The organism is Polaromonas sp. P1_H6 (assembly GCF_056405195.1).
On record NZ_JBFUCN010000001.1, the window covers coordinates 360526 to 386198 of the forward strand.

Consider the following 25673-nt stretch of genomic DNA (forward strand, 5'->3'; position numbering starts at 1 on the left):
GCAACGGGCCCGGCGGCCGGCGGTGGCCTCCACCCCAGCTTCCTCCCGCAAGCGTCGCGGCGCAGGGGGGCGCGCAGCACAGTGCCGCCATCGCCTGGCTGCCCACCGTGGTGGCCAAAGGGCCCGCGCCGCTGCGGCGCGAGCATCTGCGCCGCCAGCCCGTGGCGCTGCGCGGCAGCCGGCTGCATTGCATCGTGCTCGACACCTCGGGCTCCATGCGCGCGCGTGGCCGCCTGGCGCTGGCCAAGGGCCATGCAGCCTTCATGATCGAGCAGGCCGCGCGCCAGGGCGACGACGTGGCACTGCTGCGCTTCGGCGGGCAGGGCGTCGAGTTATTGCTGCCGCCGGGCCGCGCACGCGCCGCCGGCAGCCAGCGCCTGCGTCCCGTCGGCGGTGGCGGTGGCACGCCTTTGGCCGAAGCGCTTGTCCAGGCCGAAAGGCTGCTGCAGCGCAGCCTGCGCAAAAGCGGCCCCACCGAATGCTGGCTGTGGCTGCTGACGGACGGCCGCACGCTGGAGAAGCCCCAGGCGCCGCTGGCGGCGCAGCATCTCGTGATCGTGGACTTTGATGATCCGCACAAACCCCTGGGCCGCTGTGCCGCCTGGGCCGCGCGCTGGGGTGCGGAACACCACCTGGCGCCAGCTTGACCTCCCCATTGCAAAACGAACCCTTAACAATGTCCGATACCGAAATCATTGTCTGCACCACTTGCCGCCCGCCGGGCGCATCGCGCGAACTGCCGGCCCACGGCCTGGCCCTGTTCGAGGCCGTGCAGGACGCGTTGCTGGTGTGCGAGCTCGACACCGGGGAACACAAAGGCCTGCAGCTGCGCGGCCTGGCCTGCATGAGCGGCTGCTCCCGCGCCTGCACCGTGACCTTGCAGGCGCCGGGCAAATTCAGCTATTACTTCGGCGATCTGGTCCCCGACGCCGAGACTGCGGCCCAGGTGCTGGCCTGCGCCCAACTGCACAAGCACAGCGCCGACGGCAACCTGGCCCGGAACTCGCGGCCCGAGCGCCTGCGCGGCGGTATCCTGGCGCGGCTGCCCCCCGTCGGCCAGGGCTCGACATGACGCACCGAATCCATTACGTTTGATTTATTTCACCCTCCCTTCCATTTACCACTTACTTCAAGGAGATCGCCATGACCGAACCGACAACGCTGACCCACAGCCCTTCCCACACCCTCAACCCCGGCCTGGCCGTGCTGCGTCCGCTGTTCGGCGCCGCGGCACTGGGCTTTGTCGTCCTCTACGGCGTGGCCTTTGCCGAGAGCCCGCTGGCGCACAACGCCGCGCACGATGTGCGCCACATCACCGTCAAACCTTGCCATTGAGCTGTACTTTCACCGGGAGACATCCATGATTTTCCAACGATTGATCTGGGCTGCCCTGGCCACCGCGGTGGTGGTGGGCAGCGTGCAAACCGGCATGCAGCGCTGGCAAGCCGCCCCACTGATCCTGGCGGCTGAGGTGTATGAAGAGCAAAAGGCCGAGGCTCCCAAGCCTGCCGAAGCGCCCGCTGCCCACACGCATGCCGAAGGCGCGGCGCCTCACGAGCACGGCACCGCCAAGGAATGGGAGCCCGCAAACGGCGCCGAACGCATTGGCTGGACCTGGGTGGCCAACATCCTGCACGCTTTCAGCATGGCATTGCTGCTGTTTGCGGTCATGGGCGTATGGCTTTACCGGCGCGGCGGCGCGGTGGCCTCGCTGCGCCTGGCCGGCCTGGTGGCGGCGGCCGGCTGGCTGAGCTTTCACCTCTGGCCCTCGCTGGGCCTGCATGCGGAAGTGCCCGGCATGGAGGCCGCGCCATTGCAGGCCCGCCAGGTCTGGTGGGTGCTGGCGGTGGCCAGTGCGGCCGGCGCTTGCGCCGTGGCCGGTTTTGCACGCGCATCCTGGCGCTGGCTGGTGGCCGCTGCCTTGCTGGCGCTGCCCTTTGTGGTGGGCGCGCCCAAGCTGCAGGGCGATGCCCTGGCCGGCTTCGGCCCTGAAGCCCATGCCGCGCTGGAGCAACTGGGCACGCAGTTCATCTGGGCCACCACCTGGGTGTCCCTGTCGTTCTGGGTCTGTATGGGCCTGGCCGGCGGATGGGCCTTCCAGCGCTGGGTACGCCCGGCCTTGCTGGCGGTGCTGCAACGTACTGAGGCGCCTGCTGTCGGCGCCGTGCAAGCACCGCAGTGAGCGCTGTGACGGGTTTGGTCCCGGCCGGGGGTCCGGCCACGCCCGGCCACGCCTTCAGCGCCGCTGAGCAGGAGGCGGTGTACCGGGCCATCTTCGAGCGGCGCGACATGCGCCACTTCAGCGGCGGCACGGTGGCCGATGAACTGCTGCAGCGCCTGCTGTCGGCAGCGCACCATGCGCCCAGCGTGGGCTTCATGCAGCCCTGGCGTTTTATCCGCGTGCGCAGCCGGCCCCTGCGCGAAGGCATCCATGCGCTGGTCGAACAGGAACGTGTGCTTACCGCGCGGGCCCTGGGCGAGCGCGAAGACGAGTTCATGAAACTCAAAGTGCAGGGCGTGCTGGATGCCGCCGAGGTGCTGGTGGTGGCGCTGCCGCCGGGGCGGGAGCAGCATGTGTTCGGCCGCCGCACGCTGCCCGAGATGGACCTGGCCTCGGCGGCCTGCGCCATCCAGAACCTCTGGCTCGCGGCGCGTGCCGAAGGGCTGGGCATGGGCTGGGTCTCGATCTTTGATCCGCTGCAACTGGCCGCGCTGCTGCACATGCCCGAGGGCAGCCAGCCGATCGCCGTGCTGTGCCTGGGACCGGTGCAGGCTTTTTACGACCAGCCCATGCTGCAGGCCGAAAAGTGGGCGCGCCGCGCGCCGCTGGCCGAGATGGTGTTTGAGGACCGATGGGGCGCCGCCCCCACTTCCCAAGAGGTGCCATGACGATTCCCGACGAGCCCCGACGGTCTGCCTCGCTTTGCCGCCGTCCATGATCTGGACCGGTTTTTACCTTTCACCCGGCCTGCCGTATGCCGCCGGTTGCCTGGCGCTGGCCCTGGGGCTGGCGCTGTGGATAGATCGGCACATGGGCGAGCCGCCTTCGCCCGTCCACCCGGTGGTCTGGATGGGCAACTACCTGAAACTCTGCGGCGGCGTGACGGTGCACTGCCCACCCGCGACGGCATTCTGGCTGGGCGCGCTGGCCTGGTGGCTGGGCGTGGCACTGGTGGGCGTCGTGGCCTGGGGCGCGCAGGCACTGGTGTTCTGGCAACTGGCCGGCTACGTCGCGGCGCCGGACTGGCAGGGCGCGGTCGACACCGCCTTGCTGGTGGTGCTGATGGCCTGGTTGCTCAAATGCATGATGTCCTGGCGCATGCTGCGCGAAGAGGTCGGCGCGGTCGAGCTGGCGCTGGGCCAGTCGCTGGAAGCCGGGCGCGAGCGCCTGTCCTGGCTTGTGAGCCGCGACACCAGGCAACTCAGTGCCAGCCAGGTGCGCGAAAGCGCGATCGAATCGCTCGCCGAAAACCTCAACGACTCCGTGGTGGCGCCCCTCTTCTGGTTTGTACTGTTCGGCCTGCCCGGCGCCGCCATCTACCGCTTCGCCAACACCGCCGATGCCATGTGGGGCTACCGCGGCACTTATCGCGGCAAGCACTGGGAATGGGCCGGCAAGTGGGCTGCGCGCGCGGACGACGTGCTGTCGTGGGTGCCGGCGCGCCTCACCGCGCTGCTGCTCGCGCTGGTGGCACGCGGCCTGCCGTTTCACGCTTTGCATCAAGAAGCGCGCAAGACCCCATCGCCCAATAGCGGCTGGCCCATGGCGGCCATGGCCCTGGCGCTGGGTGTTTCGCTGGGCAAACCCGGCGTCTACACGCTGAACCCTGAAGGCCGGCCGCCCGCCGCGGCGGACACGTCGCTGGCCCAGGGCCTGGCCGCCAAGGCAGTGTTTGCGCTGGTCGTCCTGGCCACGGCGGTGCTGCTGCTGGCCGCGGTGCTGGTGGAGTCGGCATGAGCGCGAAACACCGCACCCATGGCGGACCCGATGGCCTGGGCATTCCGCTGCATGACTTTTCAACCAACAGCAATGCCTGCGGGCCTTGCCCTTCGGCAATCGTGGCCGTCCAGCGGGCCGATGCCACGCGTTATCCCGACGCCTGCTACACGGTTTTGCGCCGGCAACTGGCGGCCTTCCATGGCGTGGACGAGGCGCGTGTGCTGCCGGCCGCGAGCGCCAGTGAATTCATCTTTCGCATCACGGCTCTGGCGGTCGGGCAGGGCGCGCGTGCCATCTGGCTGCCGCCGCTCAGTTATGGCGATTACGCGCAGGCCGCGGATGCGCAGGGCATGGCGGTGGCCGGCAAACCTGAGGATGCGCAACTGCTCTGGGCCTGCGAGCCTTCCAGCCCACTTGGGGCCGCACAGCAAGGCTTGAGCGCGCTTGTCGACGGTCGGGGCACGCAAACGCTTGTCGTGCTGGACCGTGCTTACGAGCCGCTGAGGCTTAGCGCCGCGCCTACGCTTTCGCCGCAACAACTCAACAACACCTGGCAGCTCTGGACGCCCAACAAGGCGCTTGGCCTGACCGGCGTGCGCGCGGCCTATGTGATTGCGCCGCTGGGGCAAGAGGGCAGCGCTGCTGCGCTCGAGCAGCTCTGCCCCTCCTGGCCGGTGGGTGCGCACGGCGAGGCCATGCTGATGGCCTGGACCGGCCACGAGGCGCAGGACTGGCTGGCCGCCAGCCTCGAGACCTTGCGTGAATGGAAGGCCCGGCAGATCGCGGTATGCGAATCGCTGGGCTGGCGCTGCCTGCCCAGCGACGCGAATTTTTTCTGCGCGCAACCGGCCTTGCCGGAAGGCCAGAACCTGCAACAGGCCCTGGCCGCGTTGCGCGCCCAGGGCATCAAGCTGCGCGACACGGCTTCCTTCGGCCTGCCCGGCCATGTGCGCCTGGGCGTGCAGCCGCCCGCCGTGCAGGATGCGCTGCACAATGCGTGGCAACAACTTTTTAGAACCACATGAGCGCAAAAAGTGTCATGGTGCTGGGCACCACCAGCGGCGCCGGCAAAAGCTGGCTGACGACCGCGCTGTGCCGTTATTACGCACGGCAAGGACTCAAGGTTGCGCCGTTTAAAGCGCAGAACATGAGCAACAACGCCAGGGTGGTGGAGCAGGGCGAGATCGGCAGCGCCCAGTATTTCCAGGCGCTGGCGGCGAGAGCCGTGCCCGACGTGCGCATGAACCCGTTGCTGCTCAAGCCCGAAAAAGACACCCAAAGCCAGGTCGTGCTGATGGGGCAGGTCAATGCCGAACTGTCGCGCATGGAATGGCGCGGCCGCAGCGCCTCGGTCTGGCCTGTGGTGTCGCGGGCGCTTGATGAACTGATCGCCGAGAACGACGTGGTGGTGATGGAGGGCGCGGGATCGCCGGCAGAGATCAACCTCAAGGCCAGCGACATCGTCAACATGCGCGCCGCGCAGCACGCCCATGCGGCCTGCCTGCTGGTGACCGACATAGACAGCGGCGGCGCGTTCGCGCATCTCTACGGCACCTGGGCCATGCTGGACGAAGCCGAGCGAAAACTCATCAAAGGCTTTGTGCTCAACAAATTCCGCGGTGACGCCAAACTGCTGGCGCCGGGACCGCAGATGCTGCAGGACATGACCGGCATTCCGACAGTGGCCACCTTGCCCATGTGGTGGCAGCACGGCCTGCCCGAGGAAGACGGGGTCTTTGACGACCGCAGCGTGGCTTCGGGCGCGATCAGCACCACGGTTGCCGTGGTCGCCTATCCGCGCATCAGCAACCTCGACGAATTCCAGCCGCTCAAGAATGTGCCCGGTGTGCGCCTCAAGTGGGCGCGCAGCCCGGCGGAGCTGATGGGCGCCGACTGGGTGATCCTGCCCGGTTCCAAACACACCAGCGGCGACCTGGCCTGGCTGCGCGCGCAGGGGCTGGACCAGGCCGTGGCAGCGCACGCGGGCCGGGGCGGCGCGGTGCTGGGCATTTGCGGCGGCCTGCAGATGCTGGGCGAGGCGCTGATAGACCCGCACGGCATAGACGGCAACGCGCCCGGCCTGGGCCTGCTGCCGGTGGTCACGGTGTTTGACGAAGCCAAGACCGTGCGGCACCGCCAGGCCGGGTTCACACCGCTGCGCGGGCTATGGGCCGCCTTGTCGGGTGTCGAAGTGCAGGGTTATGAAATCCACCACGGCCAGACGGCCCCGCATTCGGCCATGGCCGCGGCGGGGGACATCGCGCATGCCGTGATGCCCGAGGGGCTGGCCTGGCAGAACCATGCCGGCAATGTGCTGGGCCTTTATTTACATGGCATGTTTGAAGACCCACGCGTGCTGCAGGCGCTGTTCGGCGCGGCCGCGCCCACGCTGGATTCGGTGTTCGACGGCCTGGCCGACTATATCGGCGAGCATTTCGCGCCGGATGTTCTGCAGTCGCTGATAGACGCCCGGTAGGGCGTCAGGGCACGCGCCTGAGCGGCCCGAAACAGGCCTCCAGTGAAGCGGTCTTGCAGACGATGAACTGGTCCTGCTTGGGGCTGAACTGGATAAAGCGGATCACGCTTTCGTCCCCGTCCGCATGCAGGTCCCCCGAGCAGTCGCGCTTGCCGTTGCTGTTGGTCACGGTTTCGGTCAGCGGGTAAAAACCCGTGGTCGTGGGCTTGGCCGACACCTGGTAATCGCCCTGGGTCACTTCCTCGCCGCTGGTGCCCAGGCGCCTGCCGTCGGCGCGGTATTGCCAGGTTTCCGTGCATGGCTTGCCGGGCAAGGTCCAGCTCCAGGTGCCCAACAGAGGATGGGTGGCTGTGGCACCCGCGGGTTTGGCGGCGGAGGCCGCGCGGGCTGGGCCTGCTGCCTGGGCCTGCGCAAGGCCGCAGCACAGCAGGGCGGGAAGCACAAGGGATGCGAGAAGGACAGGGGACCGCGGGAAACGGCGTGAAAGGCTCATGAAGGCAAGGGGCGGGTGTGTGGCTGTCATCACGCCATTATGAAGACGCGGTGAAAAGGACTGGCAAGCCGAAACCCCTCAGCTGGTGACGGAAATTCCCTGCCGGTGCTTTTCCGGCAGCCTTGGCGTCAGCACAGCGCCCACGTCTGAAGACTCACCAGGATTTCCGCGCCAATCGCCTGCGCCGCTGGTTGCCTCATAGTTTCCGGTTTTGACTCCCTCCCCCGCTGGGGGAGGGCAGAGGTGCGGGCCGGCGGCCTTCAAACAGGCTTCAGCATCCGCCTTTAGCGCTACTGCGATGCACCGCCGCCGGCTCAGCCATAGGCGCCGAAAAATAACGCGCCGAAACTTCCAGCACACGCCGGGCATTCACCTCCATATCGCCGCAGGGCCGCCACGGCGCCTGCACATAAAAAGGCCAGGGCGCGGGCACGCGCGCCGGTTGCGGCCGGGGCTGCGGCGTGACGCGCGCCCAGAGCGGAGGGTGGTGGTTTGACAGCTGCATCTTGGTCCTTTGTTCTCATTGGCTTGGGTATTTAGGTGAGGCAATACTACTGTACATGCGTACAGTTAACCACTCTGATTTACCCATGGAAACAATGAACCAGGCCTGGTGATTGCCCCGCTGTGGTCCGCTGTGCGCGGCCTTCTTTCCAATTGAACTCCCTCTCCCCGATCCAGCTCCCTCCCCCGCTGGGGGAGGGCAGGGGTAGGGGCCAGCGGCCTTCGAACCAGCACGGCGAAACATCCACCATCGCCGCCCCATCCCAACCTTTCCCCAGCGGGGGAAGGCGCGAGAGCACCAGGCACAACCCGCCTCATGACCCCTGCCACAAACGCATGACAGGCCAACACGATTCCGAAAGCAAACCCAACTATTTGCAAGAAATCGTCACAACAATGCCCGCAAAAAGGCAATGTGAACTCGCGGTTTTTCCAGGCCTTGCCTAAGCTCAGGCTCAAGGTGTGTACCACTTAGAGATTACTAATCGGTGTGCACCTATGGGCTTATTAATGGAAAAGGCGTCTCATATTTCGAAAAATATACAACTTAAGTAAAAGTTGAAGCAAAGACAGATACAGGCAACACGGTGGGTTTAGGGCACCAGGTTTGTATCGCGAGACGCCAGTCGATGAAGCAGCGAGAACCGGCATGAACGCGTTGGCATCTCTCTCCCCGCAGGGCGGCTCCCGCCCCGCACGCCCGGCAAAGGCCGCACGGCCTTTTAACGCCGGCAGCGGCAGCGCTTTCGCCGCCGCCCCGCATCCCGCCCACCAAGGGCCCACACCCACCACCCCAAGGAAACCCGCCATGACGCAGGACCGCACCCCCATGCCCACCGACAAATTCACGGTGCTCGGCAAGCTCGCCTGGCTGTGGATGAACTCCCCGCTGCACCACTACTGGGAAGTTGATCTGCTGAGCCGCTTCGCGCTGCCGCCGATTGAACTGGGCCAGTACCTGCTGCTTGAGCGCGACGGCATGCCGGTCGCCTATTGCAGCTGGGCCCACCTGGACAGCCGGGCCGAGGCTGCCTACATGCTGGACGCCTCCCACATCGCGCTGGCCGACTGGAACGGCGGCGACCACCTGTGGTTCGTCGACTGGGTCGCGCCTTTCGGCAAGGCCGATTCGTTTGAACTCAAAAACCGGCTGGCCGACAGGTTCCCCACCTCGGTCGCGCGCGCCATCCGCGTCAAGCAGGGCAGCCGCACCGGGCGGGTCATGGAGTTCAGGGGGCGGGACACCGACAGGCGCGCCACACAGGCCTTGCTGGCCGGCTACTACCGGGAGTTCCTGCAAGCCATCGAAGGACAGAAAACGTACCAGGTGCGCATGAAGAACAAAAACGGGTATGCCGCTGCGGCAATTGAGACGGCCTTGTAAGCACAGGCCGCCGCCCATTTCATTTAACGAAGGAGACAAACCACCATGGCCACTTCCAAAGCAACACTCCAAGCCATACTCGACGCAGCCAAGGGGCGCTCTCAAATGAGTGTGTACAAAAAACTCATGGACCCGGTCAATCCCTATGCGGCCTACAACAACACCGACAGGGCGCTGAATCTGGTGTACCGGTGTTACACCTTGTCCGGGTTGGAGAACCTCTACAAGAAGCCGGCCATAGCTATGGGCAAGCACAGCGATGTACTGGATTATCTGTACGAGTCGCAGACGAACCAGATGTCGCAATATTACTGGGCCTCGACGGCGATAAAAGGTGTGGGCTATGCCGCCAACCGGACCCAGTTCGGTGCGGAAGATCCTGCCGATCGGGCGCTTGCGAGCATGATTCTGCTTCGTTCCGTCATCAATGCTTTGGACGAGACGCTGCTTGCGTTTGCAAATGACTTGCGATGGTCGGCGAAGCGGTTTGGGCGCGTGCCTTACACCGCTGCAGTTGCCGGGGCAGGAATTGGCCCGGCAGCTGCGCCAGCAGCTGCAGCTCGACCAGCTCGACCAGCTCAACCAGCTCAACCAGCTGGCGTACCCGCATTCCAAGTTTTCTCTCAGATAGTGCCGCAGATTGACCTCGCTCAGCAGGTGCCGAATGCTAACCTTTTACCGGTACAGTTTGCTCCCGGAGTTCCTTTGCCTGCCTCATACATGGTGCAGCGGCGGCTGGGGAATCTGGGTTGGGATAGTGATCATGTGTACCAGCTAGATCCGAGCGACGGCGTATGGAAAGTCATCGCCACGGGGGCCGTAGGTCTCCCCTATAGGAATCAGATGACTGGGCGCTATTACCAGTTGTTAGCGAACGGCTTTATCCTGGACTTGGGGCCAAACTTCCAACCCGTGATTGGCAGAACCGGGCCCGCGCTTGCACCTTCAGGCGTGAGTGGGTCCGGAACCGTGCCTGGGCTCGTGCCCCCAGGCGCGGGTGGGTCCGGAACCGTGCCCGGGCGCGTACCTCCAGGCGTGAGCGGAGCCGCGGCCGTACCCGCAGCCGTGCCCATGGTGGCACCGGCCGCACCCTCCGCCGTAGGTTCATTCACTCGTCTGGATCCCGTCACCGCACCAATGCGTAACAACGTAAAAAATTACCGTAACTGGGGCGGCGCCGTCGGCAGCGCTACTTTTACGCTCAATGCGGTGTTGGCCGTGGGGGTGGCGATATGGCAGATCAATAACGCCGCCGCGAAAAAAGACGGTGACAGGAGTGGCGCGGAGGTTACGTCAGCGATTTTTGGGCTGGTGGGTGCCCTGGCCAACATCGGCGCCAATGGTTTCAAGGCGCTGGACAGCTTTGGCAAGATTTTGGTCAAAGACCCTGGTTTTGTCCTTGGCAATGATGAACTCATCGGGCCTTTGGCGCTAGGCCAGACTCGCACCCCCAAAAAAAGCAGATGGGACGCGAACACAAGCAAGATTTATGGCCGTCTGGGTACCTATGGAGGCGGGCTTGTCAATGGGTTGGCAGGTATCTTTGCGCTGGCGCCCTACTGGGGCAGTGACAAGCTCACCAGCGAACAAAAAGGGGTTATGGCGGCGGAGGTTACAGCCCAGTTTTTGGGCGCCGGTCTGCAGATCGGCGGCAATGTCTGGCTGGCGCAAGCGGTGGGCAGAGGCATCGCATACCCCTCCGTGCTGGATGCAGCTACTGGAAACATGATACGTGTCGTGCGCCACAGGGCTTTGATGGGACCCATGGCGTTAACGGCTTCGGCCGGCTTACTTTTAGCGATCAGCCCGCTGGAGATTTACGCCCTGGCCAAGCAAGGCGAGTATGCCGCCGATCTCGACAAACTGAACTCCGTCGGCTATGCCGGTCACGGCCTGCTCGCGAATTTTTACCGTGACAAAACTGCAGTGCAAGCCGGTATTTTCGCGGGAAGCGCGTTTCTGGACATCGTTGGCTCGTTGGCCGTGGCTGCCTGCGTGGTCAGCGGCGTCGGCGCTCCCTTAGCCATTCCCGTAGGCCTCGCGGTCACGGTAGTCACCGCGATATTCAGGATCGCGGAGTATGGTTTTATCCGAATAGCGGTGGAGAAGGCTGTCAATGCTATCCGCGACTACGTCGACCCCAACGACGCTTCGCGAAGAGGCGCGGTAGCTTATTTCGAAAACAGCCTGAACGCGCAGCATGCGTTGCTTTCCGACTCGGCGGAACTTAGCGTATATCTGACGGGGCTGCAGGCAAACCTCGGGGAGGGTAGTAGTGTGGTGTGGGTGGACACCCAGACGATGTCGCCGCAAGCCATGGAGCTGGCGGCGTTGACCCGCAGCTCCGTGGATGTGGTGACCGCAAAAGCCTATATCAAGCGGTTTCGTGACGGTATTTCGAGGCCCGATGCGTCTTTGAGAATTAACGCGGTAACGGGCGTGCTGGACCTGGATGCCGATGGCACGGCCCCGTATCTCCGCAAGCAATTGATAACCTTTCTCAATCCTTTGCTGGCGCCGGGCAAAGAGACGAGCACAACGGTGGCGGTGGGCGGGAAGACCAATGTAACCACCCTGAAGATCACCGCTGAGAACGGTAATGCGTATACCGTCACCAATAAGGGCTGGACCATCAATGACGGCAATGCGTCAAGCACCATGGATTTGAGGAACGTGGTGACCCATGTCGCGGACCGGGACAACACGAAGGTGTTGGGATTGCCGATAACAGTCAATGGTGGATTCGGTAACGACACTGTGATTGCCAATGCTTCGGCGATGAAATTTGATGGAGGGGGGGATGAGGATACCGTTGACTACAACGATTTGAAAGGCAGAGGCATCTCCATCCACAGTGAGTTGAAGGATGGGTACCGTATCGTGACAAAGGATGTGAACGGCCTCGAGTCCTACCATGAAACAATCACACAAAACAGCTTTGCGGCCACCAACGTGGGCATCAATGCGACAGGCCGTTATATCCGCATTTACCATATCCAGCCGGGTGCCTATCTGTCTCCCGCTGAGTTCCCGCCCAGATATCTCATCTATCCGTATAACTCGACAACCCTGTCGTTGACGGAATTGAAAGTGTTTAGCGGTGGAGTCAACCGGGCTGCCGGAAAAAGTATCGCGGTGAATGCCGATCAGCAATCCCCGTTTTATCACGATGACGTGCCCTTTCAGAAGGTGACTTTTGATTCCGCAATTAATGACAAGGCGCTCACCGATGGCCGTTTTGGGAGCGGCGCTGAGCCGGTCGTCGCCAAGGCGGGCCGCATTCTCAATGAGGACGACGCTTTTGGGATATACATCGAGCTCGATCTCGGTGCGTCGTATGCGATTGACTCAGTCGCCCTGTGGGGGAATGCAGGCCAGCCGGAGTGGAGCAACAATTTACGGGTCTATGTATCGGATAGCCCTTTTCCGTCAAATCGTCATCAGACTTACTACAACCTTGAGGTCGATTCCGATGTCGCCCAATTCGACGTCGCGAAAGTGGGCGCTGGATCCGTATCGCTCTTCACCGATACGCTGATCGGCATTGAAAACCTCATCGGCACGGAGCTGGGCGACAGCCTGACGGGCAACGGTGGCGGCAACGCGCTGTCCGGCGCCGCCGGCGACGACACCATTGACGGCAGCGGCGGCGCCGACACCTTGTACGGCGGAGATGGAAAAGATATCGACGTGGACCTCGGTGACTCCTACGACATCGACTCGATCGCGCTGTGGGGCGCGTCCGGTTATGCCGGCGCGAACAGCAATCTGCGGGTGTACGTGTCGGACACCAGGCCCGCCGTATCCTCGCCCACGGCCTACGCCGACCTGGCGGGCAATTCCGCGGTGCTGAAGATCGACCTGGCGGCGATTGCCGCAGGCACCGCCACGACGGTATACGACACGCTGACCAGCATCGAGAACCTGGTGGGCACAAAACTGGCCGACAGCCTGACGGGCGACGGCAACGCCAACGCACTGGTAGGCAATGAAGGCGATGACGTGCTCATAGGCGGGGCCGGCAATGACGAGCTGCAAGGCGGCGACGGTGACGACAACCTGGATGGCGGCGCCGGTAATGACACGCTGAGCGGAGACGGCGGCAAGGACAGCATCCAGGGCGGAGACGGCAACGACATGATCCAGCAGGACATCGACGCTTATACCGCCGGCAGTTCGGGCGTCTGGAGCACGCTGGACGGCGGCGAGGGCGCCGACACCGTGAACTACGGCTTCACCATCTTCCCCGGGGCTACCCGCACCGGCGCCGATGGCGCGGGAACGGAGGTGGGCATTGACGTCAACCTGCTGACCGGCCAGGCCGTCAAGTACCGGGGAACCGCCGACGGGACCACTTTCAGTGTGTATGACGTGCTGATCGGCATCGAGGGCGTGACGGGCACGCGCCTCAAAGACAGCCTGACCGGCGACGACAACGCCAATGCGCTGGACGGAGACGCCGGCAACGACGTGCTGGCCGGCAATGGCGGCGACGACATCCTGATGGGCGGCGAAGGCAAGGACACCGTCATCGGCGGTGCCGGCAACGATGACCTGGCCGGCGAGGCTGGCTTTGACAGCGTCAGCGGCGGCGACGGCGACGACGAGATAGAGCAGGACATTGAGGCCGTGAGCGACACGCTCGATGGCGGGGCCGGCCGCGACACGGCGGACTACAGCGGCACCGACCTGAGGGGGCTGGCCACAACCGGCATCGTGGCCAAACTGGATGCCGACGGCAAGGGCCTGGGCAATGGCACGGTGGTCAAAACCCTGGACGGCACCTTTGCGGCTGTTGGGGCCAAGGGCCAGTACATCCGCATTTACCACAACGATGATGCGCCAAATGTCCTTGGGTCGCTTCACCTGTCGTTGACCGAACTGAAAGTGTTTGCCGGAGGCAAGAACGTGGCCGCCGAGATCGCGAGTACGTCCGGCGCCGACGAGGGATTCGTTGCCGACGAAGGCAACAACCCTGGTGCACTCACGAATGCCAAGGTTGGTGGCGCGTGGAACGGAGAACTGTCCACCGGAAGTAATGTTGCTTATGCGTATGGAACGAAGAAGGCCTATATCGAGCTGAAGCTGGACAGCGTGCAGTACATCGACTCGATCGCCCTGTGGGGCCGGGATGGCACGCCGCTCTTTAGCGACAACCTGCGCGTCTACATCTCGGAAACACCGTTCAATCAGGACTTCCCCGCGCCGGGCAGCAGCCTCAACCCGTCTTACAAGGACTTGGCGGGCAACCCGAAGTTGACCCGTATAGATATCGGGAAGGTAACGACACCTTGTTGGGTGGTGGAGGCAATGACAAGCTATACGGCGATGCCGGCGCCGATACGCTCTACGGCGAGGATGGCGATGACGAGTTGAACGGCCAGGATGGCAACGATTACCTTGAGGGCGGCGTAGGCGCCGACACTCTGGTCGGTGGGAAGGGTTCGGATTCCTACATATTCGGACGCGGATGGGGCCGGGACGTGGTGAAGGAAAACGATACAACGCCCGGCAACACGGATGTGCTGAAGTTCTCCAATATCAGGGCCAACGAACTGTTTTTGCGCCGGGTTTCCGACAACCTGGAAGTCAGCGCCCTAGGCAGCGACGACAAGGTGACGATCGACGGCTGGTACCGGGATGGCAATGCTCATCATGTGGAGCAGTTCAAATCAGGCGACGGAAAAACCCTGTCGGACTCCAATGTGGACAAACTGGTCCAAGCCATGGCGGCCTTTGTCGGTACGCCGATGTCCACAAGCGCACTGCTGTCGAATTACCAGACAGTGATATTTCCTGTGCTGGCCGCTAACTGGCAGTGAATGGGCGGCCCTTGCGGCTGGTGCAAGGGCCGTAATAGAGGAATGAGCGGGGGCTTGCCCGTAGGGCCCGGCCCCTGCCCGCTCCGTGGCTTGTACGCCTTATTTCTTCATCTCGTCCTTGCCCATGGCGTCTTTTTTCATGCCGTCCTTGGACATGTGATCCTTCTTCATCTTGTCTTTTTTGGCCATCTTGTCGTCGTGCTTCATGCCGTCTTTGGCCATCGCGTCCTTGCCCATGGCGTCTTTACCCATCGCGTCCTTGCCCATGGCATCTTTCTTCATGCCATCCTTGGCCATGGCGTCCTTGCCCATGGCATCTTTGCCCATGGCATCTTTGCTCATGGCATCTTTGCCCATGGCGTCTTTTTTCATGGCGTCCTGCGCCAGGGCGCTGCCGCCGGCGGCGAACAGGCAGGCGGAGAGAAGGGCGGTGGTCAAAGTTTTGGTGTTGATGTTCATGATGATGTTGTCCTTGATGAAAGAGTGTTGGAAAGGTTTTGAAAAAAAACGGCAAGGGCTGGAGAGATACATGAATGCCTTGCCGGCGTTGCGGGGTCTCTGAGCGGGCTCAGCTACCTCCGAACCAGTTGTAGCCCTGGTCTTCCCAGTAGCCGCCAGGGTAGGTGTTGGTGACAAAAATCGCCTGGATGTGTTTGGGGTTCTTGTAGCCGAGCTTGGTGGGCATGCGCAGCTTCATGGGGAAACCGTATTTGGGCGGCAGCACCTGGCCGTCATACGTCAACGCGAGCAGGGTCTGCGGGTGCAGGGCGGTGGCCATGTCTATGCTGGTGAAGTAGTCGTCGGCGCATTTGAAACCGACGTATTTGGCTGTCGTGTCGGCGCCGACCTTGCGCAAAAAGTGAAAGAAGGGCACACCGCCCCATTTGCCGATGGCGCTCCAGCCTTCGACGCAGATGTGGCGCGTGACCTGGTCGGCCTGGGGCATGGCGCGCAGTTCGGGCAGCGACCATTTGCGCCTGTCGGCGACCAGGCCGGCGACTTCAAGGCGATAGCTTTCTTCCTCGACTTCGCGCACCTCGTCTTCGCCGTAGTAGGCGTTGAAGGGAAAAGGCCGCGTGATCATGGAATCGGGATAAGTGGGCGCCAGCCGGTTCGGGTCGAACAGTGATGCCTGCACGTCGTCGTTGAGGCGCGAGATGCGGGTGAGGGCGGTGTTGACGGATTCGCTGTCGTCGAGCATGCAGCCGCTCAGCATGGCCAGGCCGCCGAGGGTGAGGGAGCCGCGCAGGAAGTTGCGGCGGGCCTGGGAGAGCTTGTTTGCTGTGGCGATGCGGTCCACGGCTTCTTGAAGGATGGCGTCACCGTCGATGTGGGTGAGGCGCCTGGGGCGTTGGATATTCATGTTTGTTCCTTGAGGCTTGCGGGAATTGATCAGCGGCCGCGCAGCATGTAGACCAGCGTTTTGGGCACCAGGGCCACCATGACCAGGTGCACGGCGACAAAGCCGGCCAGCGCGGCCATGGCAAAAAAGTGGACGAGGCGCGCGCCTTCATAACCACCCATCAATTCACGCAGCAGCGGGAATTGCACCGACTTCCACAGCACCAGGCCGGACACGACGATGAGCACGCTGTCGGCCATTACAAAAAGGTAAGCCAGGCGCTGCACCATGTTGTAGTGGCGCGGGTCGGCGTGGGCCAGCTTGCCTTTGAGGGCGGCCAGCAGGTCGGCCGCGATGCCTTTGATGGAAAGCGGAAAGAATTTGTGGAACAGCCGCCGCGTGAAGAGGTTGAAGGCCAGGTAGAGGATGCCGTTGAAGAACAGCAGCCACATGGCGGCGAAGTGCCACTGCAGGGCGCCGCCCAGCCAGCCGCCCAGGGTGAGGTCTTTGGGAATCGCGAAGCCCAGGAAGGCGGTGGCGTTGTAGATGCGCCAGCCGCTCATCATCAGCACGACGACGGCCAGCGCGTTAAGCCAGTGCATGGCGCGCAGCCAGGCTGGGTGTATGGCTTGTTGTTTGCCTGTATTCATCAAGTGCTCCTTAAAGTTACCCGCAAAGCTCGCTGTCCCCGTGAGAGGGCGGGTATTGCGGCCGCGAAGTTGTTGCGCGTTGAGGTTTGGTCGGGCGGGGCGCGCTTTTCTTACAGTCCCCTGGTATTTATTTGCGGGCAAGGAAACTTGCGCCGGCAAGTGAGGCTGGATCAGCGCTCGCGTTGCACGGCGAAGTCCACGAGCTGGGCCTGGCGGACCCGGACCGTGGTTTTGAGGGGATCGCGAAGCGTTGGGCTCCAGGGCAGGGGAATGTTGTCCGGGGAGATCTCGAGCAGGTGTTCGCCGGCGGCGACCGACGGGAATTCATAGCGGCCCTGGGCGTCTGTTTGCGTCACGTAGCGCCGGTCAAGCATGACGGTGACGCCGGGCACGCCGCCTTCGGAAGCTTCGCGCCGGCCGTTGGCGTCGGCGTCAAAAAACACGGTGCCGGCCAGGCTGCCGGCGCCGGTTCCGGGCAGGCCGCCCAGCGGCGCGGTCGGCACTCCGGCATGGTCCTGGTAGCGCAGCAGTAACTGGATGCTGCGGTTGGCCTGGGTGTTGGCCACCGGTTGTAGCGTTGCCGCGGTCAGGGCCGAGACGACCAGCGCCTGCGGGGTTTCCCGGCCGCGCGACTCGGTGTAGCGCAAGGCCAGCGACCATCCGGCGGAAGCCTGCCAGTTCAGGCCGACGTTGGCGTTGAGTGATTCGCCGCCGTTGCCGCGCGTGCCGCGCAGGGAGGCATCCAGCGACCATTGGGGCCAGGGCGACACGGTGCCGAGCACGCCCCAGACCAATCCACTGGTGGGATTGGCGCTCCCGCGTATGCGCTCCAGGGCCAGTGAGGTGCTGAGAAGGGCCGTCCACAGCACGGGCCAGCTGTGGTCGACGCCCAGGCGCAGGGTGTGCGCGCCGCCGGAGGCCTTGGCCAGGTCGGCCCGCCACTGCGTCTGGCCCCAGTCGCCGTTGCGGTTCCATGACAGCTGGACGGCCTGGCCCGGGCTGGTGGTGGTGCGAAAACTCAAAGCGGCCCCGACGGTGTTGCTGATGTCCAGCAGGTAGCGGCCGTTCAGGTTGACGAACGCGCTGCGCCCGGAAGCACCACCGGCCAGCTGGCCGCCGCTGACGGTGTCGCTCAGTTCGGCGGCAAACCCGGCCTGCCACTGGCGTGTGGCGGTGTCGCCTTGCCAATACAGTCCCTGCAGGTCGCCGGCCAGCCCTGTGGCGCCCCAGCGCAAATTGGGCTCGAAGCGGAAAACGCCTGCGGACTGGCGCCAGCGTTCGGTGCGCCAGGCGGCGTCGAGCCAGAGGCCGGTTGCGCCACCGCTCTGTGTGGCCGTGCTTTGCACCATATTGCCCTGCAGGCGCAGGCCGCCAACACGTTCGTTGGCCGTACCGTAGCCGGCGGCCAGGCCGGATCCCCAGGGGGACGGCCCCTCCCAAGAGGCGGCGGCGAACCAGGCGCTGGTGTTTTGGCTGATGCCGGCGCCCGCGCTGTCTGGAATGTCCTTGCCGGTGATCAGCTGGAATGCCACGTCGCTGCGCTCACCCGTTTTGGCCGCCTTGCCGGCGGGCAGGCGAAATTGCGCGCCTGCCGACGTGATGCTGCTTGCCGAGCTTTCAAATCCGTTGCTGTTGAAGCCGGTGAAGAGGCCGGTGCGGCCGGTTGCCGCGTTGAGGGCTATGGAATCAGCGAGGTACCACTGGCCGCCCACGCCGTGGATCGGGGTTGACGGTATGGACACCCGGCCCGTGCCGCGCGCCAGCCGGGTACCGGTGGTGTTGATGTTGCCGGCGTTGTGGTTGGCAAGCCATCCACCGTCGAGCGGCAAGGCACGCTGGTCTATGCGCCAATCGCTGTCGCCGCCCTGCGCCCGGCCACTCGATGCGCCGGAGCCTTGCCGGGACAGGCTGGCATGGACGGACAGGGCGCCGTGATTGGGCGTTTCCATGAACCCGCCGAGGTCCAGTGCGCGGGTTGCGGTGTTTCCGTTTCCTGATTGCTTGAAGACGGCGTAGTCCGCGTGCCAGCTTCGCGGCCAGCCGGTTTCGTTGTACTCGCTGGCTTTGAGTTGGAGGCCGCCGTCGAGGCCGGGCTGGCCGTCCATGACACGGTCAACGTAAGAGCCTGCAGCCTGCGTGCTTGCCGGCTGGCCCAGCGCCGCGGCGCTTGTGAAGAGCATGCCCAGGCCCGCGAGGCCGCGGCGGCACCATGGCGTGAAAAGAAGCAGGAGGGCGGCGGGCGAATGCGCCTGCCCTTTCATGGCGCGAAGCGCTGTTCGAAGTTGTGTGTCTTGCCCTTGCCCCATTCGAGCTTTCCGCGCACTGTGACGGGAAAGCGGATGGTCGCAGTGCTGTCCTGGTCGCCGGGGCTCGTCGCATTCAGGGCAATGCTGCGTGTTTCGCCGGGCAGTATCGGGGTGTTGGCGGGCGAGAATTCGAGCGCGGTGTTTGACGCGTCCGTGCCGCTCAGGAAGCCGCCGACGCGGCCGTGGGCCGTGCCCTTGTTGCGTATTTGCAGGACGGGTGTGGGCTGGCCGTTCACGGCCTGGACTGACGCCCCGGCGATGCTCAAATCCGGTGCGGCGCCGCCGACGGCCACATAGACCACGATGCCCAGGCGGACTGAAAACGGGATGGGCGGACCGGACTCCATGCGGGTGAGCTGCTCCTGGCCTTCGAGCAAGATGGCAAAACGGCACTCCCCGGCTGGGGTGTCGGGTGGGACGTCGATTTCGAAACGGAAACGGTAGGGCCGCCCGCCCGCCATGATGAGCTCGCGCCGCTCGATGGCGACCCATGGCCGGCAACTGCCGGGCTGCAGTTCGTCGGAGAAGGTGGCCGCGTTGTCCGCTCCAAGGCGCCAGTCGGCCGTCTTGATGCCGAAGCTGGCGGAGGTGGGCGACACATTGGTGATTTCGATGACCTGCCGGCTTCGCTCACCGGGTTTGAGTTCGAGTTCAAAGCGCGGGGGAGATACTGCCAGCGCGAACTCACCGGCCGCGGCGTTGGATGTGATCAATATCATCGCAAAGAAAAAAAGGCCCATCGCGCAGCACCGGACGGGCGCCAACCGGGGATTGGTCATGGGGTATCCACCTCAAAATAAAACTGCAGCGACTGCGGCGACACCAATGCCCTGCCGTCGGTCCTGAGCGTCAGCTCGAGGGTCTCTTCGAGTGACGCCACGCCGGCTCCTTCAAAAACCAGCGTGCGCGCGCCCGAGCGGACGGTTCCCGGCAGCAGGCGGCCTTGGGTACGCCACGCGGCATGGACGGGTTCGCCTGCCACCGGTGCCAGCCCCATATAAAGTTTGACGGGCTGGTTCAGCCAGCGCGACAGGTTCAGGCGCAGGGCCACGCGCACGCCGGCCTCGACCGAGTTGTCGGCCCCGCGGCCTGGAACCAGTTGCCGCCAGCGCATGGGGACAACGCCCTGGCTGACGACGGTGCCGCTATCGTCCACACGCGTTGTGCCGGCTAGCGCGCATTGCTGGGTGATCAGGCCCGCCGCCAGCAGGCCTGTCGCGAGGATGATTCGCGCCAGGCGCGATGGCTTGATCATCATGGCGCCGTCAGGGTGTAGCTGACCCTGCCCGTGAAGCTGCCTGAGCCCACGAACTGCGCATTGGCGTAGCTGAACTGCAGGCAGCTTTCAAACCAGGTGTTGCGTGCGATGCTCAACAGCGTTTGCGATGCGCCACCGACAAATGTGCCGCTGGAGATGGTCGGCGCCGCGTCGGATGTGCCGGCTGAAACCCATGACACCGTGCTGAAAGGAATGCTGTTTCCGCTGGCGTTCACCAGCGACGCCGGCGTTGTCGCGCTGAGGGTAGCGTTGGTGGCCGAACCCGGCGCGCGGTAGAAGCCGCCGACATAGACCTGTGCGGGTATCGTGCAAAACGCGCGGCCATCGTAGGGACTCGTCGCCACGGTGCTATCGCTGGTCATGGCAATGGAGCCGCCACCCAGATTGGCTGCTGGAACAGTGACACTGACGCTGTTGATGGTGGCGTTGTTGCCGGGCGTGCCGCCTGAGTTGAAGTTTCCCCCCGTCATGGCGCCGGAACCTACTTGCAGAAACAGTGAACGGGTACCGGGTGTAATGCTGAAGGAAAAGGCTTGGACAGCGGTGCACAGCAAGGCGCTGCCGATGCCGATGAGCCCGCTGCGCGCGACCGGTGTACCGCAGCGAAAAGGCGATGCGAAGGCAAGGGGGCGCATGGGCGTCGCTTTAAGCTGTTCAGGGCGGGATCAAGGAAATGGCCTCACGGAGGAGGCCATTTTTTTAGGAATAAGGTGAAAGATCAGAGCTGGGTGGCGGTGTAGGTGACGCGGCCGTTTTTGGCGATCGTGCCGCCATAGGTGCCGGCGGCGGGAATGTTTGCATTGAGGTAGCTGTAAGTCCACTTGCCTTCGACGCGGACCAGGCGGTTGGTGGCCGTCAGGGTGGCGGCCGTGCCGGTGCCGCCGGAAGCGCCGGTGTTGAAGGCCGGGTGGGTGATAGAGGCGTTGGTGAAGCCGGACGTGGTGGCCGCCAGGGCCGCGCCCGCGACACTGATCTGGCTCCAGGGAATGGTTTCGCCGGCAGTGCCGGTCGTCAGGGGGCCGGTGGTGGTGGAGTTCAGGCTGATGTTGCCGCCGTTGCCGTAAACGCGCACCGTCACGGCGCCCAAGGTCAGGTCGCCGCCGACACCGGCAATGACGCTGGCATCGCCCACATTGGCAGCGGGCACCGTAAAGGTGGTGGCGTCAACGGTGCCGTCAGTGGCCGTATTGCCGGTGCTGGTGCCGACGCGCAGGAACAGCACCTGCGGGATGATGATCGTCACGTCCACGCGCGCAGCGGCGGTTGAACCGACGATGGCCGGAGCGGTGTAGGTGGATTCAGCGTGAGCGGGCGCCGTCAGCACGCCGGCGAGGCTCAAAAGGCTGGCAAGAAGTATCTTTTTCATCATGATTTCCCTGTTCAAGAAGTTAGAGTTGGGTGGCGGTGTAGGTGACGCGGCCGTTTTTGGCGATGGTGCCGCCATAGGTGCCGGCGGCGGGAATGTTTGCATTGAGGTAGCTATAAGTCCACTTGCCTTCGACGCGGACCAGGCGGTTGGTGGCCGTCAGGGTAGAGGCTGTGCCGGCGCCACCGGAAGCGCCGGTGTTGAAGGCGGGGTGGGTGATAGAGGCATTGGTAAAGCCGGACGTGGTGGCCGCCAGGGCCGCGCCCGCCACGCTGATCTGGCTCCAGGCAATGGTTTCGCCGGCAGTGCCGGTCGTCAGGGGGCCGGTGGTGGTGGAGTTCAGGCTGATATTGCCGCCGTTGCCGTAAACGCGCACCGTCACGGCGCCCAAGGTCAGGTCGCCCCCGACACCGGCAATGACGCTGGCGTCGCCCACATTGGCGGCGGGCACTGTGAACGTGGTCGCGTCAACGGTGGCCGTCGTCGAGGTATTGCCGGCGCTGGTGCCGACGCGCAAAAACAGGACTTGCGGAATGACAATGGTGAAGTCCAGGCGTGCCGTCGCTGTCGAGCCGGTCGTGGCGGGGGTGGTGAAGGTGGATTCGGCCGTGGCTGGCGTGGTCAGCAAGCCGGCGAGGCTCATGGCACTGAGTGCAATGACTTTTTTCACAAAACTCCTCGGTTGAAATTGAAAACGGCAAACAATGAGTGAGCGCTGATGTGAGGTTAGTGAAATTTGTTGCGAAGTTGTAAGCAATAGTCCGCCCAAAGACAATCTTTGCCTTTTTTTTATGTCGAATTAGTTGGTGCGCAAGTGTTGAGGCTGGATGCCTAGAATCGGCAGCAAGCTCCGGCACCGCCAAAACCATTCGATCCCAGATGCACCGCTACAAACACAAGCGCCTCTTCGCCGTGCTGGCCTTCCTGGGCCTGCTGTTGGCGGTGTTCCAGCTTTCGGGCCTGCGCGACAACCTCAGCCTGGCGTTTCTGCACCAGAAGTTCCTGGACAACGAGGCCAGCGGGCTGCTGATTTTTATCGCGCTGTTCGCGCTGGGCAATCTGATCCAGATCCCCGGCTGGATATTCCTGGCTGCCGCGGTGCTGGCGCTGGGCGAGGTCTGGGGCGGCGTGGCGACCTACCTCGCGGCGGTGGTTTCATGTGCCTTTACCTTCTGGCTGATACGCCTGCTGGGCGGCGACGCCTTGCGGCAGATCAAGGGGCAGTGGACGCAGCGGGTGCTCGCGCAGTTGGATGCGCGGCCGGTGGCAAGCATCGTGGTGCTGCGCATGCTGCTGCAGACGGTGCCAGCGCTGAACTATGCGCTGGCGATGTCGGGCGTGAAGTTTCGCGACTACATGCTGGGCACGCTGCTGGGCCTGCCGCTGCCGATCGCGCTGTACTGCGTGTTTTTTGACTACCTGGCGCGGATGCTCAAGGTGCCAGGGTACTGAGAGCTCATGCGATGCCGCAAGGCACTGAACTAGCGCCAGAGGCAGGACAGTTGTGGGGTCCCTTGGGTCAGGGCGGCGCAATACCCGAACAGCACCAGGCAGGCGATAAACACAAAAAAAGCGGTGCGTGAACGGTCGCCCATCTTCACCAGTCCTTCATCGCTCAGCGATTTGTACTCTCCCCAGATAAGGAAGCGCTGGGCGGCTGCGTAATGCTTGTCGCCGTCTTCGGTCCACATCTTTTTTCGGGAGCCGAGTTCCGTCCATACGGCGGGGAGCGTTTTCTCGAGGCACTTCACGAAGCGGTGTTGCAACACGCCCGAGGGAATGGCCGCGAGCACTACCAGGCCAAATGCCATGGTGGAGACAAAGTCCGGATTGCTGCACATGGCTTGTGATGGGTCAGGGTCCGGGCTTGTGGGGCGCCCGCCGGCGAATGAAGCGAAGCATCACGGCCAGCGCAAGCGCCAGAAAGATCCCCGCAAGGATGAATTTCCCCACGGCCACGGCGATCGCCGCCGTAGTGATCAATCCGAAGCCAACGGCCATCTCGAGCAGGTGTAGCCCGCTTTCAAAAAGTTTGCCTCTCCAGGTCTTGGATCAGAACATCAAGTCTCCGCATCACCCAGCAGCCGCTCATAAACCGCAAGGTCTTGCGCCGAAAAGCAGCAGAACACCACTTCCTTCAAGGAGGAGGGCTGCTGCAAGGCCTGGCGCACGCTGGCCACCGCGACCTGGGCGGCCAATTCGACCGGGTAGCCATAGATGCCGGTGCTGATGCTGGGGAAGGCCAGCGAGGTGAGGCCTTTGGCGGCCGCGATTTCCATGCAGCGCCTGTAGCAGGACGCCAGCAATTCAGGCTCGCCGTTATTGCCGCCGCGCCAGACCGGGCCCACCGTGTGGATGATGAATCTGGCGGGAAGCTTGTAGCCTTTGGTGGCCTTGGCCTCGCCGGTTTTGCAGCCGCCCAGCAGCCGGCATTCATGGACCAGCTCGGGGCCGGCGGCGCGGTGGATCGCGCCGTCGACACCGCCGCCGCCCAGCAGCGATGAATTGGCGGCATTGACGACGGCGTCAAGCTGCAATTTGGTGATGTCGGCCTGGACGGCCCTGAGGGTGGCGGTCATGGCGAAGTCTCCAAGGGAAGAAGAGGCCCGCAGCGCATGCGGACCCCGGCTCACAAGACCTTGCTCAGGAAGCGCCGGGTGCGCTCTTCCTTGGGGTTGTCGAAGATTTCGGCAGGCGAGCCTTCTTCGATCACCAGGCCTTCGTCGATGAACATCACGCGGTCGGCCACCTGGCGGGCAAAGCCCATCTCATGCGTGACGACGACCATGGTCATGCCTTCCTCGGCCAGCGCCTGCATGACGGCCAGCACCTCGCCGACCATTTCGGGGTCCAGCGCGGAGGTGGGTTCGTCGAACAGCATGATGCGCGGCTGCATGGCCAGCGCGCGGGCAATCGCCACGCGCTGCTGCTGCCCGCCGGAAAGCTGGTTGGGATAGGCGTCTATCTTGTCGAGCAGGCCGACCTTGACCAGCAGTTCGCTGGCGCGGTTGCGCGCTTCGAGCGCCGTGAGCTTGCGCACCTTGGTGGGCGCCAGCGTGATGTTTTCCAGCACGGTCTTGTGCGGGAACAGGTTGAAGCGCTGGAACACCATGCCGATCTCGGAGCGCAGTGCGTCGACGTCGGTCTTGGGTTCGTGCACCGAGACGCCGTGCACCAGCACCTCGCCGCCGCTGGCGTCTTCCAGGCCGTTGAGGCAGCGCAGAAAGGTGCTTTTGCCGGAGCCGGAAGGGCCGATGACGCAGACGACCTCGGTGGCCTTGATGGCGCAGTCGATACCGCGCAGCACCGGGGTGTGACCAAACTGCTTGGTCAGGCGCTTAACGCGAATCACCTCGTCCATAACGAGCCTCCAGTTTCTTGACAAGGTAAGCCAGGCCCAGCGTCAGCACCCAGTACATGACGGAGATCGTGAGGTAGGGTTCCCAGTAGCGTGAATAGGCGCCGGCGACAGTGCGCGCGGCGTAGGCGAGTTCGGCGAGACCAATGGCCGAGATCAGCGACGAATCCTTGAGCAGCGAGATCGCGTTGTTGCCCAGCGGCGGCAGCATGCGGCGGAAAGCCTGCGGCAGCACGACGTGGTACATGGTGCGGGGGAAGGACATTCCCAGCGAACGGGACGCCTCGACCTGGCCCTTGTCGATGGACTGGATGCCGGCGCGGAAGATCTCGGAGATGTAGGCGCCGGCATTGAGCGTGAGGGCCACGATGCCGGACAGGAAGGCGCCGTAGTTCTGCTTGATGTTGCGCGCGGTTTCACCCGAGATGACCAGGCCGTCGGCCGGGTTGATGAACAGCGGCAGCACGGCGAAGTGGATCAGCAGGATCTGCACGAACAGCGGCGTGCCGCGGAAAAAGCTCACGTAGACGGTGGACGGCCAGCGCAGGGCGTATTTGCAGATCTCGCGCGCGGGCGAGTGGCGGGACTCCGCCACGCGCGCCATGCCGACGGCCAGGCCCAGCAGGGTGCCCTGCACGATGCAGATCAGCGTGACCGTGATGGTCATCTGCAGGCCGCGCCAGAACAGCACGCTGTACTCGGCGATGATGTCGGCCCTGAACCAGCCGAACCAGAGGACTTGCTCCATAAGGG

General features: G+C 64.0%; 26 protein-coding genes. 12 read left to right on the forward strand and 14 right to left on the reverse strand.

Going from position 1 to position 25673, the window contains the following annotated elements; translation table 11 throughout:
- Positions 1-107: 107 nt before the first annotated feature.
- The 8 genes from AC1D1F_RS01735 (at position 108) to AC1D1F_RS01770 (ending at position 6416) form a co-directional block, all read left to right on the forward strand.
- Positions 108-647, forward strand: a complete 540-nt coding sequence (locus AC1D1F_RS01735; RefSeq protein WP_477678660.1) for a vWA domain-containing protein — start codon at positions 108-110, stop codon at positions 645-647.
- Positions 648-676: 29 nt separating this feature from the next.
- On the forward strand, positions 677-1072 hold the full coding sequence (locus AC1D1F_RS01740) for a DUF1636 family protein (RefSeq protein WP_477678661.1): 396 nt from the start codon (positions 677-679) through the stop codon (positions 1070-1072).
- 71 nt (positions 1073-1143) lie between these two features.
- A complete protein-coding gene (locus AC1D1F_RS01745) occupies positions 1144-1335 on the forward strand; it encodes a CbtB domain-containing protein (RefSeq protein WP_477678662.1) in 192 nt (63 codons plus the stop codon).
- Between the two features lie 25 nt (positions 1336-1360).
- Positions 1361-2182, forward strand: a complete 822-nt coding sequence (locus AC1D1F_RS01750) for a CbtA family protein (protein ID WP_477696298.1) — start codon at positions 1361-1363, stop codon at positions 2180-2182.
- Positions 2179-2889, forward strand: coding sequence for a 5,6-dimethylbenzimidazole synthase (bluB, locus tag AC1D1F_RS01755; RefSeq protein ID WP_477696299.1), 711 nt, complete (start codon positions 2179-2181; stop codon positions 2887-2889). The genes AC1D1F_RS01750 and bluB overlap by 4 nt, the downstream gene beginning before the upstream one ends.
- Positions 2890-2935: 46 nt before the next feature.
- Positions 2936-3958: an adenosylcobinamide-phosphate synthase CbiB gene (gene cbiB / locus AC1D1F_RS01760; RefSeq protein ID WP_477696300.1), complete on the forward strand. Its 1023-nt coding sequence runs from the start codon at positions 2936-2938 to the stop codon at positions 3956-3958.
- Entirely contained in the window at positions 3955-4965 is a 1011-nt protein-coding gene (locus tag AC1D1F_RS01765) for an aminotransferase class I/II-fold pyridoxal phosphate-dependent enzyme (RefSeq protein WP_477678665.1), read from the forward strand. The genes cbiB and AC1D1F_RS01765 overlap by 4 nt, the downstream gene beginning before the upstream one ends.
- The gene (locus AC1D1F_RS01770; RefSeq protein ID WP_477678666.1) at positions 4962-6416 is read left to right on the forward strand and encodes a cobyric acid synthase; all 1455 of its coding nucleotides are present in this window, start codon (positions 4962-4964) and stop codon (positions 6414-6416) included. Before AC1D1F_RS01765 ends, AC1D1F_RS01770 begins: the two co-directional genes overlap by 4 nt.
- A 4-nt stretch (positions 6417-6420) precedes the next feature.
- Here the strand turns inward: AC1D1F_RS01770 and AC1D1F_RS01775 are convergent, their stop codons facing one another.
- Complete coding sequence (locus AC1D1F_RS01775) at positions 6421-6939, reverse strand: hypothetical protein (protein WP_477700636.1); 519 nt, start codon at positions 6937-6939, stop codon at positions 6421-6423.
- 1282 nt (positions 6940-8221) lie between these two features.
- On the opposite strand from AC1D1F_RS01775, the gene AC1D1F_RS01780 reads away from it, so the two are divergent.
- Genes AC1D1F_RS01780 through AC1D1F_RS01790 form a run of 3 tightly spaced genes read left to right on the forward strand, consistent with a single transcriptional unit; the run spans position 8222 to position 14619 of the window.
- Positions 8222-8797: a toxin-activating lysine-acyltransferase gene (locus AC1D1F_RS01780; protein ID WP_477696302.1), complete on the forward strand. Its 576-nt coding sequence runs from the start codon at positions 8222-8224 to the stop codon at positions 8795-8797.
- Positions 8798-8842: 45 nt separating this feature from the next.
- Positions 8843-14173 (forward strand): hypothetical protein, encoded by a 5331-nt coding sequence (locus AC1D1F_RS01785; protein WP_477696303.1) that lies wholly within the window; start codon positions 8843-8845, stop codon positions 14171-14173.
- Positions 14089-14619, forward strand: coding sequence for a calcium-binding protein (locus AC1D1F_RS01790; protein ID WP_477677469.1), 531 nt, complete (start codon positions 14089-14091; stop codon positions 14617-14619). The genes AC1D1F_RS01785 and AC1D1F_RS01790 overlap by 85 nt, the downstream gene beginning before the upstream one ends.
- A gap of 99 nt (positions 14620-14718) precedes the next feature.
- Here AC1D1F_RS01790 and AC1D1F_RS01795 read toward each other — a convergent pair whose 3' ends face one another.
- From AC1D1F_RS01795 to AC1D1F_RS01835, 9 genes are all read right to left on the reverse strand, one after another.
- Positions 14719-15078 carry a pentapeptide MXKDX repeat protein gene (locus AC1D1F_RS01795; RefSeq protein WP_477677468.1) on the reverse strand — a complete coding sequence of 120 codons (360 nt, stop codon included), beginning with the start codon at positions 15076-15078 and terminating at the stop codon, positions 14719-14721.
- Positions 15079-15187: 109 nt separating this feature from the next.
- Positions 15188-15982, reverse strand: coding sequence for a molybdopterin-binding protein (locus AC1D1F_RS01800; protein ID WP_477677467.1), 795 nt, complete (start codon positions 15980-15982; stop codon positions 15188-15190).
- Between the two features lie 29 nt (positions 15983-16011).
- The gene (locus AC1D1F_RS01805) at positions 16012-16611 is read right to left on the reverse strand and encodes a cytochrome b/b6 domain-containing protein (RefSeq protein WP_477677466.1); all 600 of its coding nucleotides are present in this window, start codon (positions 16609-16611) and stop codon (positions 16012-16014) included.
- Between the two features lie 170 nt (positions 16612-16781).
- Positions 16782-18872: an SdrD B-like domain-containing protein gene (locus AC1D1F_RS01810; protein ID WP_477700637.1), complete on the reverse strand. Its 2091-nt coding sequence runs from the start codon at positions 18870-18872 to the stop codon at positions 16782-16784.
- On the reverse strand, positions 18869-19630 hold the full coding sequence (locus AC1D1F_RS01815) for a COG1470 family protein (RefSeq protein ID WP_477677464.1): 762 nt from the start codon (positions 19628-19630) through the stop codon (positions 18869-18871). The genes AC1D1F_RS01810 and AC1D1F_RS01815 overlap by 4 nt, the downstream gene beginning before the upstream one ends.
- A gap of 62 nt (positions 19631-19692) precedes the next feature.
- On the reverse strand, positions 19693-20175 hold the full coding sequence (locus tag AC1D1F_RS01820) for a hypothetical protein (RefSeq protein ID WP_477677463.1): 483 nt from the start codon (positions 20173-20175) through the stop codon (positions 19693-19695).
- Positions 20172-20831, reverse strand: coding sequence for a hypothetical protein (locus AC1D1F_RS01825; protein ID WP_477677462.1), 660 nt, complete (start codon positions 20829-20831; stop codon positions 20172-20174). The genes AC1D1F_RS01820 and AC1D1F_RS01825 overlap by 4 nt, the downstream gene beginning before the upstream one ends.
- An 83-nt stretch (positions 20832-20914) precedes the next feature.
- Entirely contained in the window at positions 20915-21562 is a 648-nt protein-coding gene (locus tag AC1D1F_RS01830) for a hypothetical protein (protein ID WP_477696305.1), read from the reverse strand.
- A 22-nt stretch (positions 21563-21584) separates the two neighbouring features.
- On the reverse strand, positions 21585-22232 hold the full coding sequence (locus tag AC1D1F_RS01835; protein ID WP_477678445.1) for a hypothetical protein: 648 nt from the start codon (positions 22230-22232) through the stop codon (positions 21585-21587).
- A gap of 209 nt (positions 22233-22441) precedes the next feature.
- Between AC1D1F_RS01835 and AC1D1F_RS01840 the strand changes: the two genes are divergently transcribed.
- Positions 22442-23014 carry a VTT domain-containing protein gene (locus tag AC1D1F_RS01840; RefSeq protein ID WP_477678444.1) on the forward strand — a complete coding sequence of 191 codons (573 nt, stop codon included), beginning with the start codon at positions 22442-22444 and terminating at the stop codon, positions 23012-23014.
- 29 nt (positions 23015-23043) lie between these two features.
- On the opposite strand, the gene AC1D1F_RS01845 is transcribed toward AC1D1F_RS01840, so the two are convergent.
- From AC1D1F_RS01845 to AC1D1F_RS01860, 4 genes are all read right to left on the reverse strand, one after another.
- Positions 23044-23403, reverse strand: a complete 360-nt coding sequence (locus tag AC1D1F_RS01845) for a hypothetical protein (RefSeq protein WP_477697504.1) — start codon at positions 23401-23403, stop codon at positions 23044-23046.
- Between the two features lie 219 nt (positions 23404-23622).
- A complete protein-coding gene (locus AC1D1F_RS01850) occupies positions 23623-24141 on the reverse strand; it encodes an O-acetyl-ADP-ribose deacetylase (protein WP_477678442.1) in 519 nt (172 codons plus the stop codon).
- Between the two features lie 50 nt (positions 24142-24191).
- Entirely contained in the window at positions 24192-24923 is a 732-nt protein-coding gene (locus AC1D1F_RS01855; protein ID WP_436154205.1) for an amino acid ABC transporter ATP-binding protein, read from the reverse strand.
- Positions 24901-25668 (reverse strand): amino acid ABC transporter permease, encoded by a 768-nt coding sequence (locus tag AC1D1F_RS01860; RefSeq protein WP_436154206.1) that lies wholly within the window; start codon positions 25666-25668, stop codon positions 24901-24903. The genes AC1D1F_RS01855 and AC1D1F_RS01860 overlap by 23 nt, the downstream gene beginning before the upstream one ends.
- Positions 25669-25673: the final 5 nt, after the last annotated feature.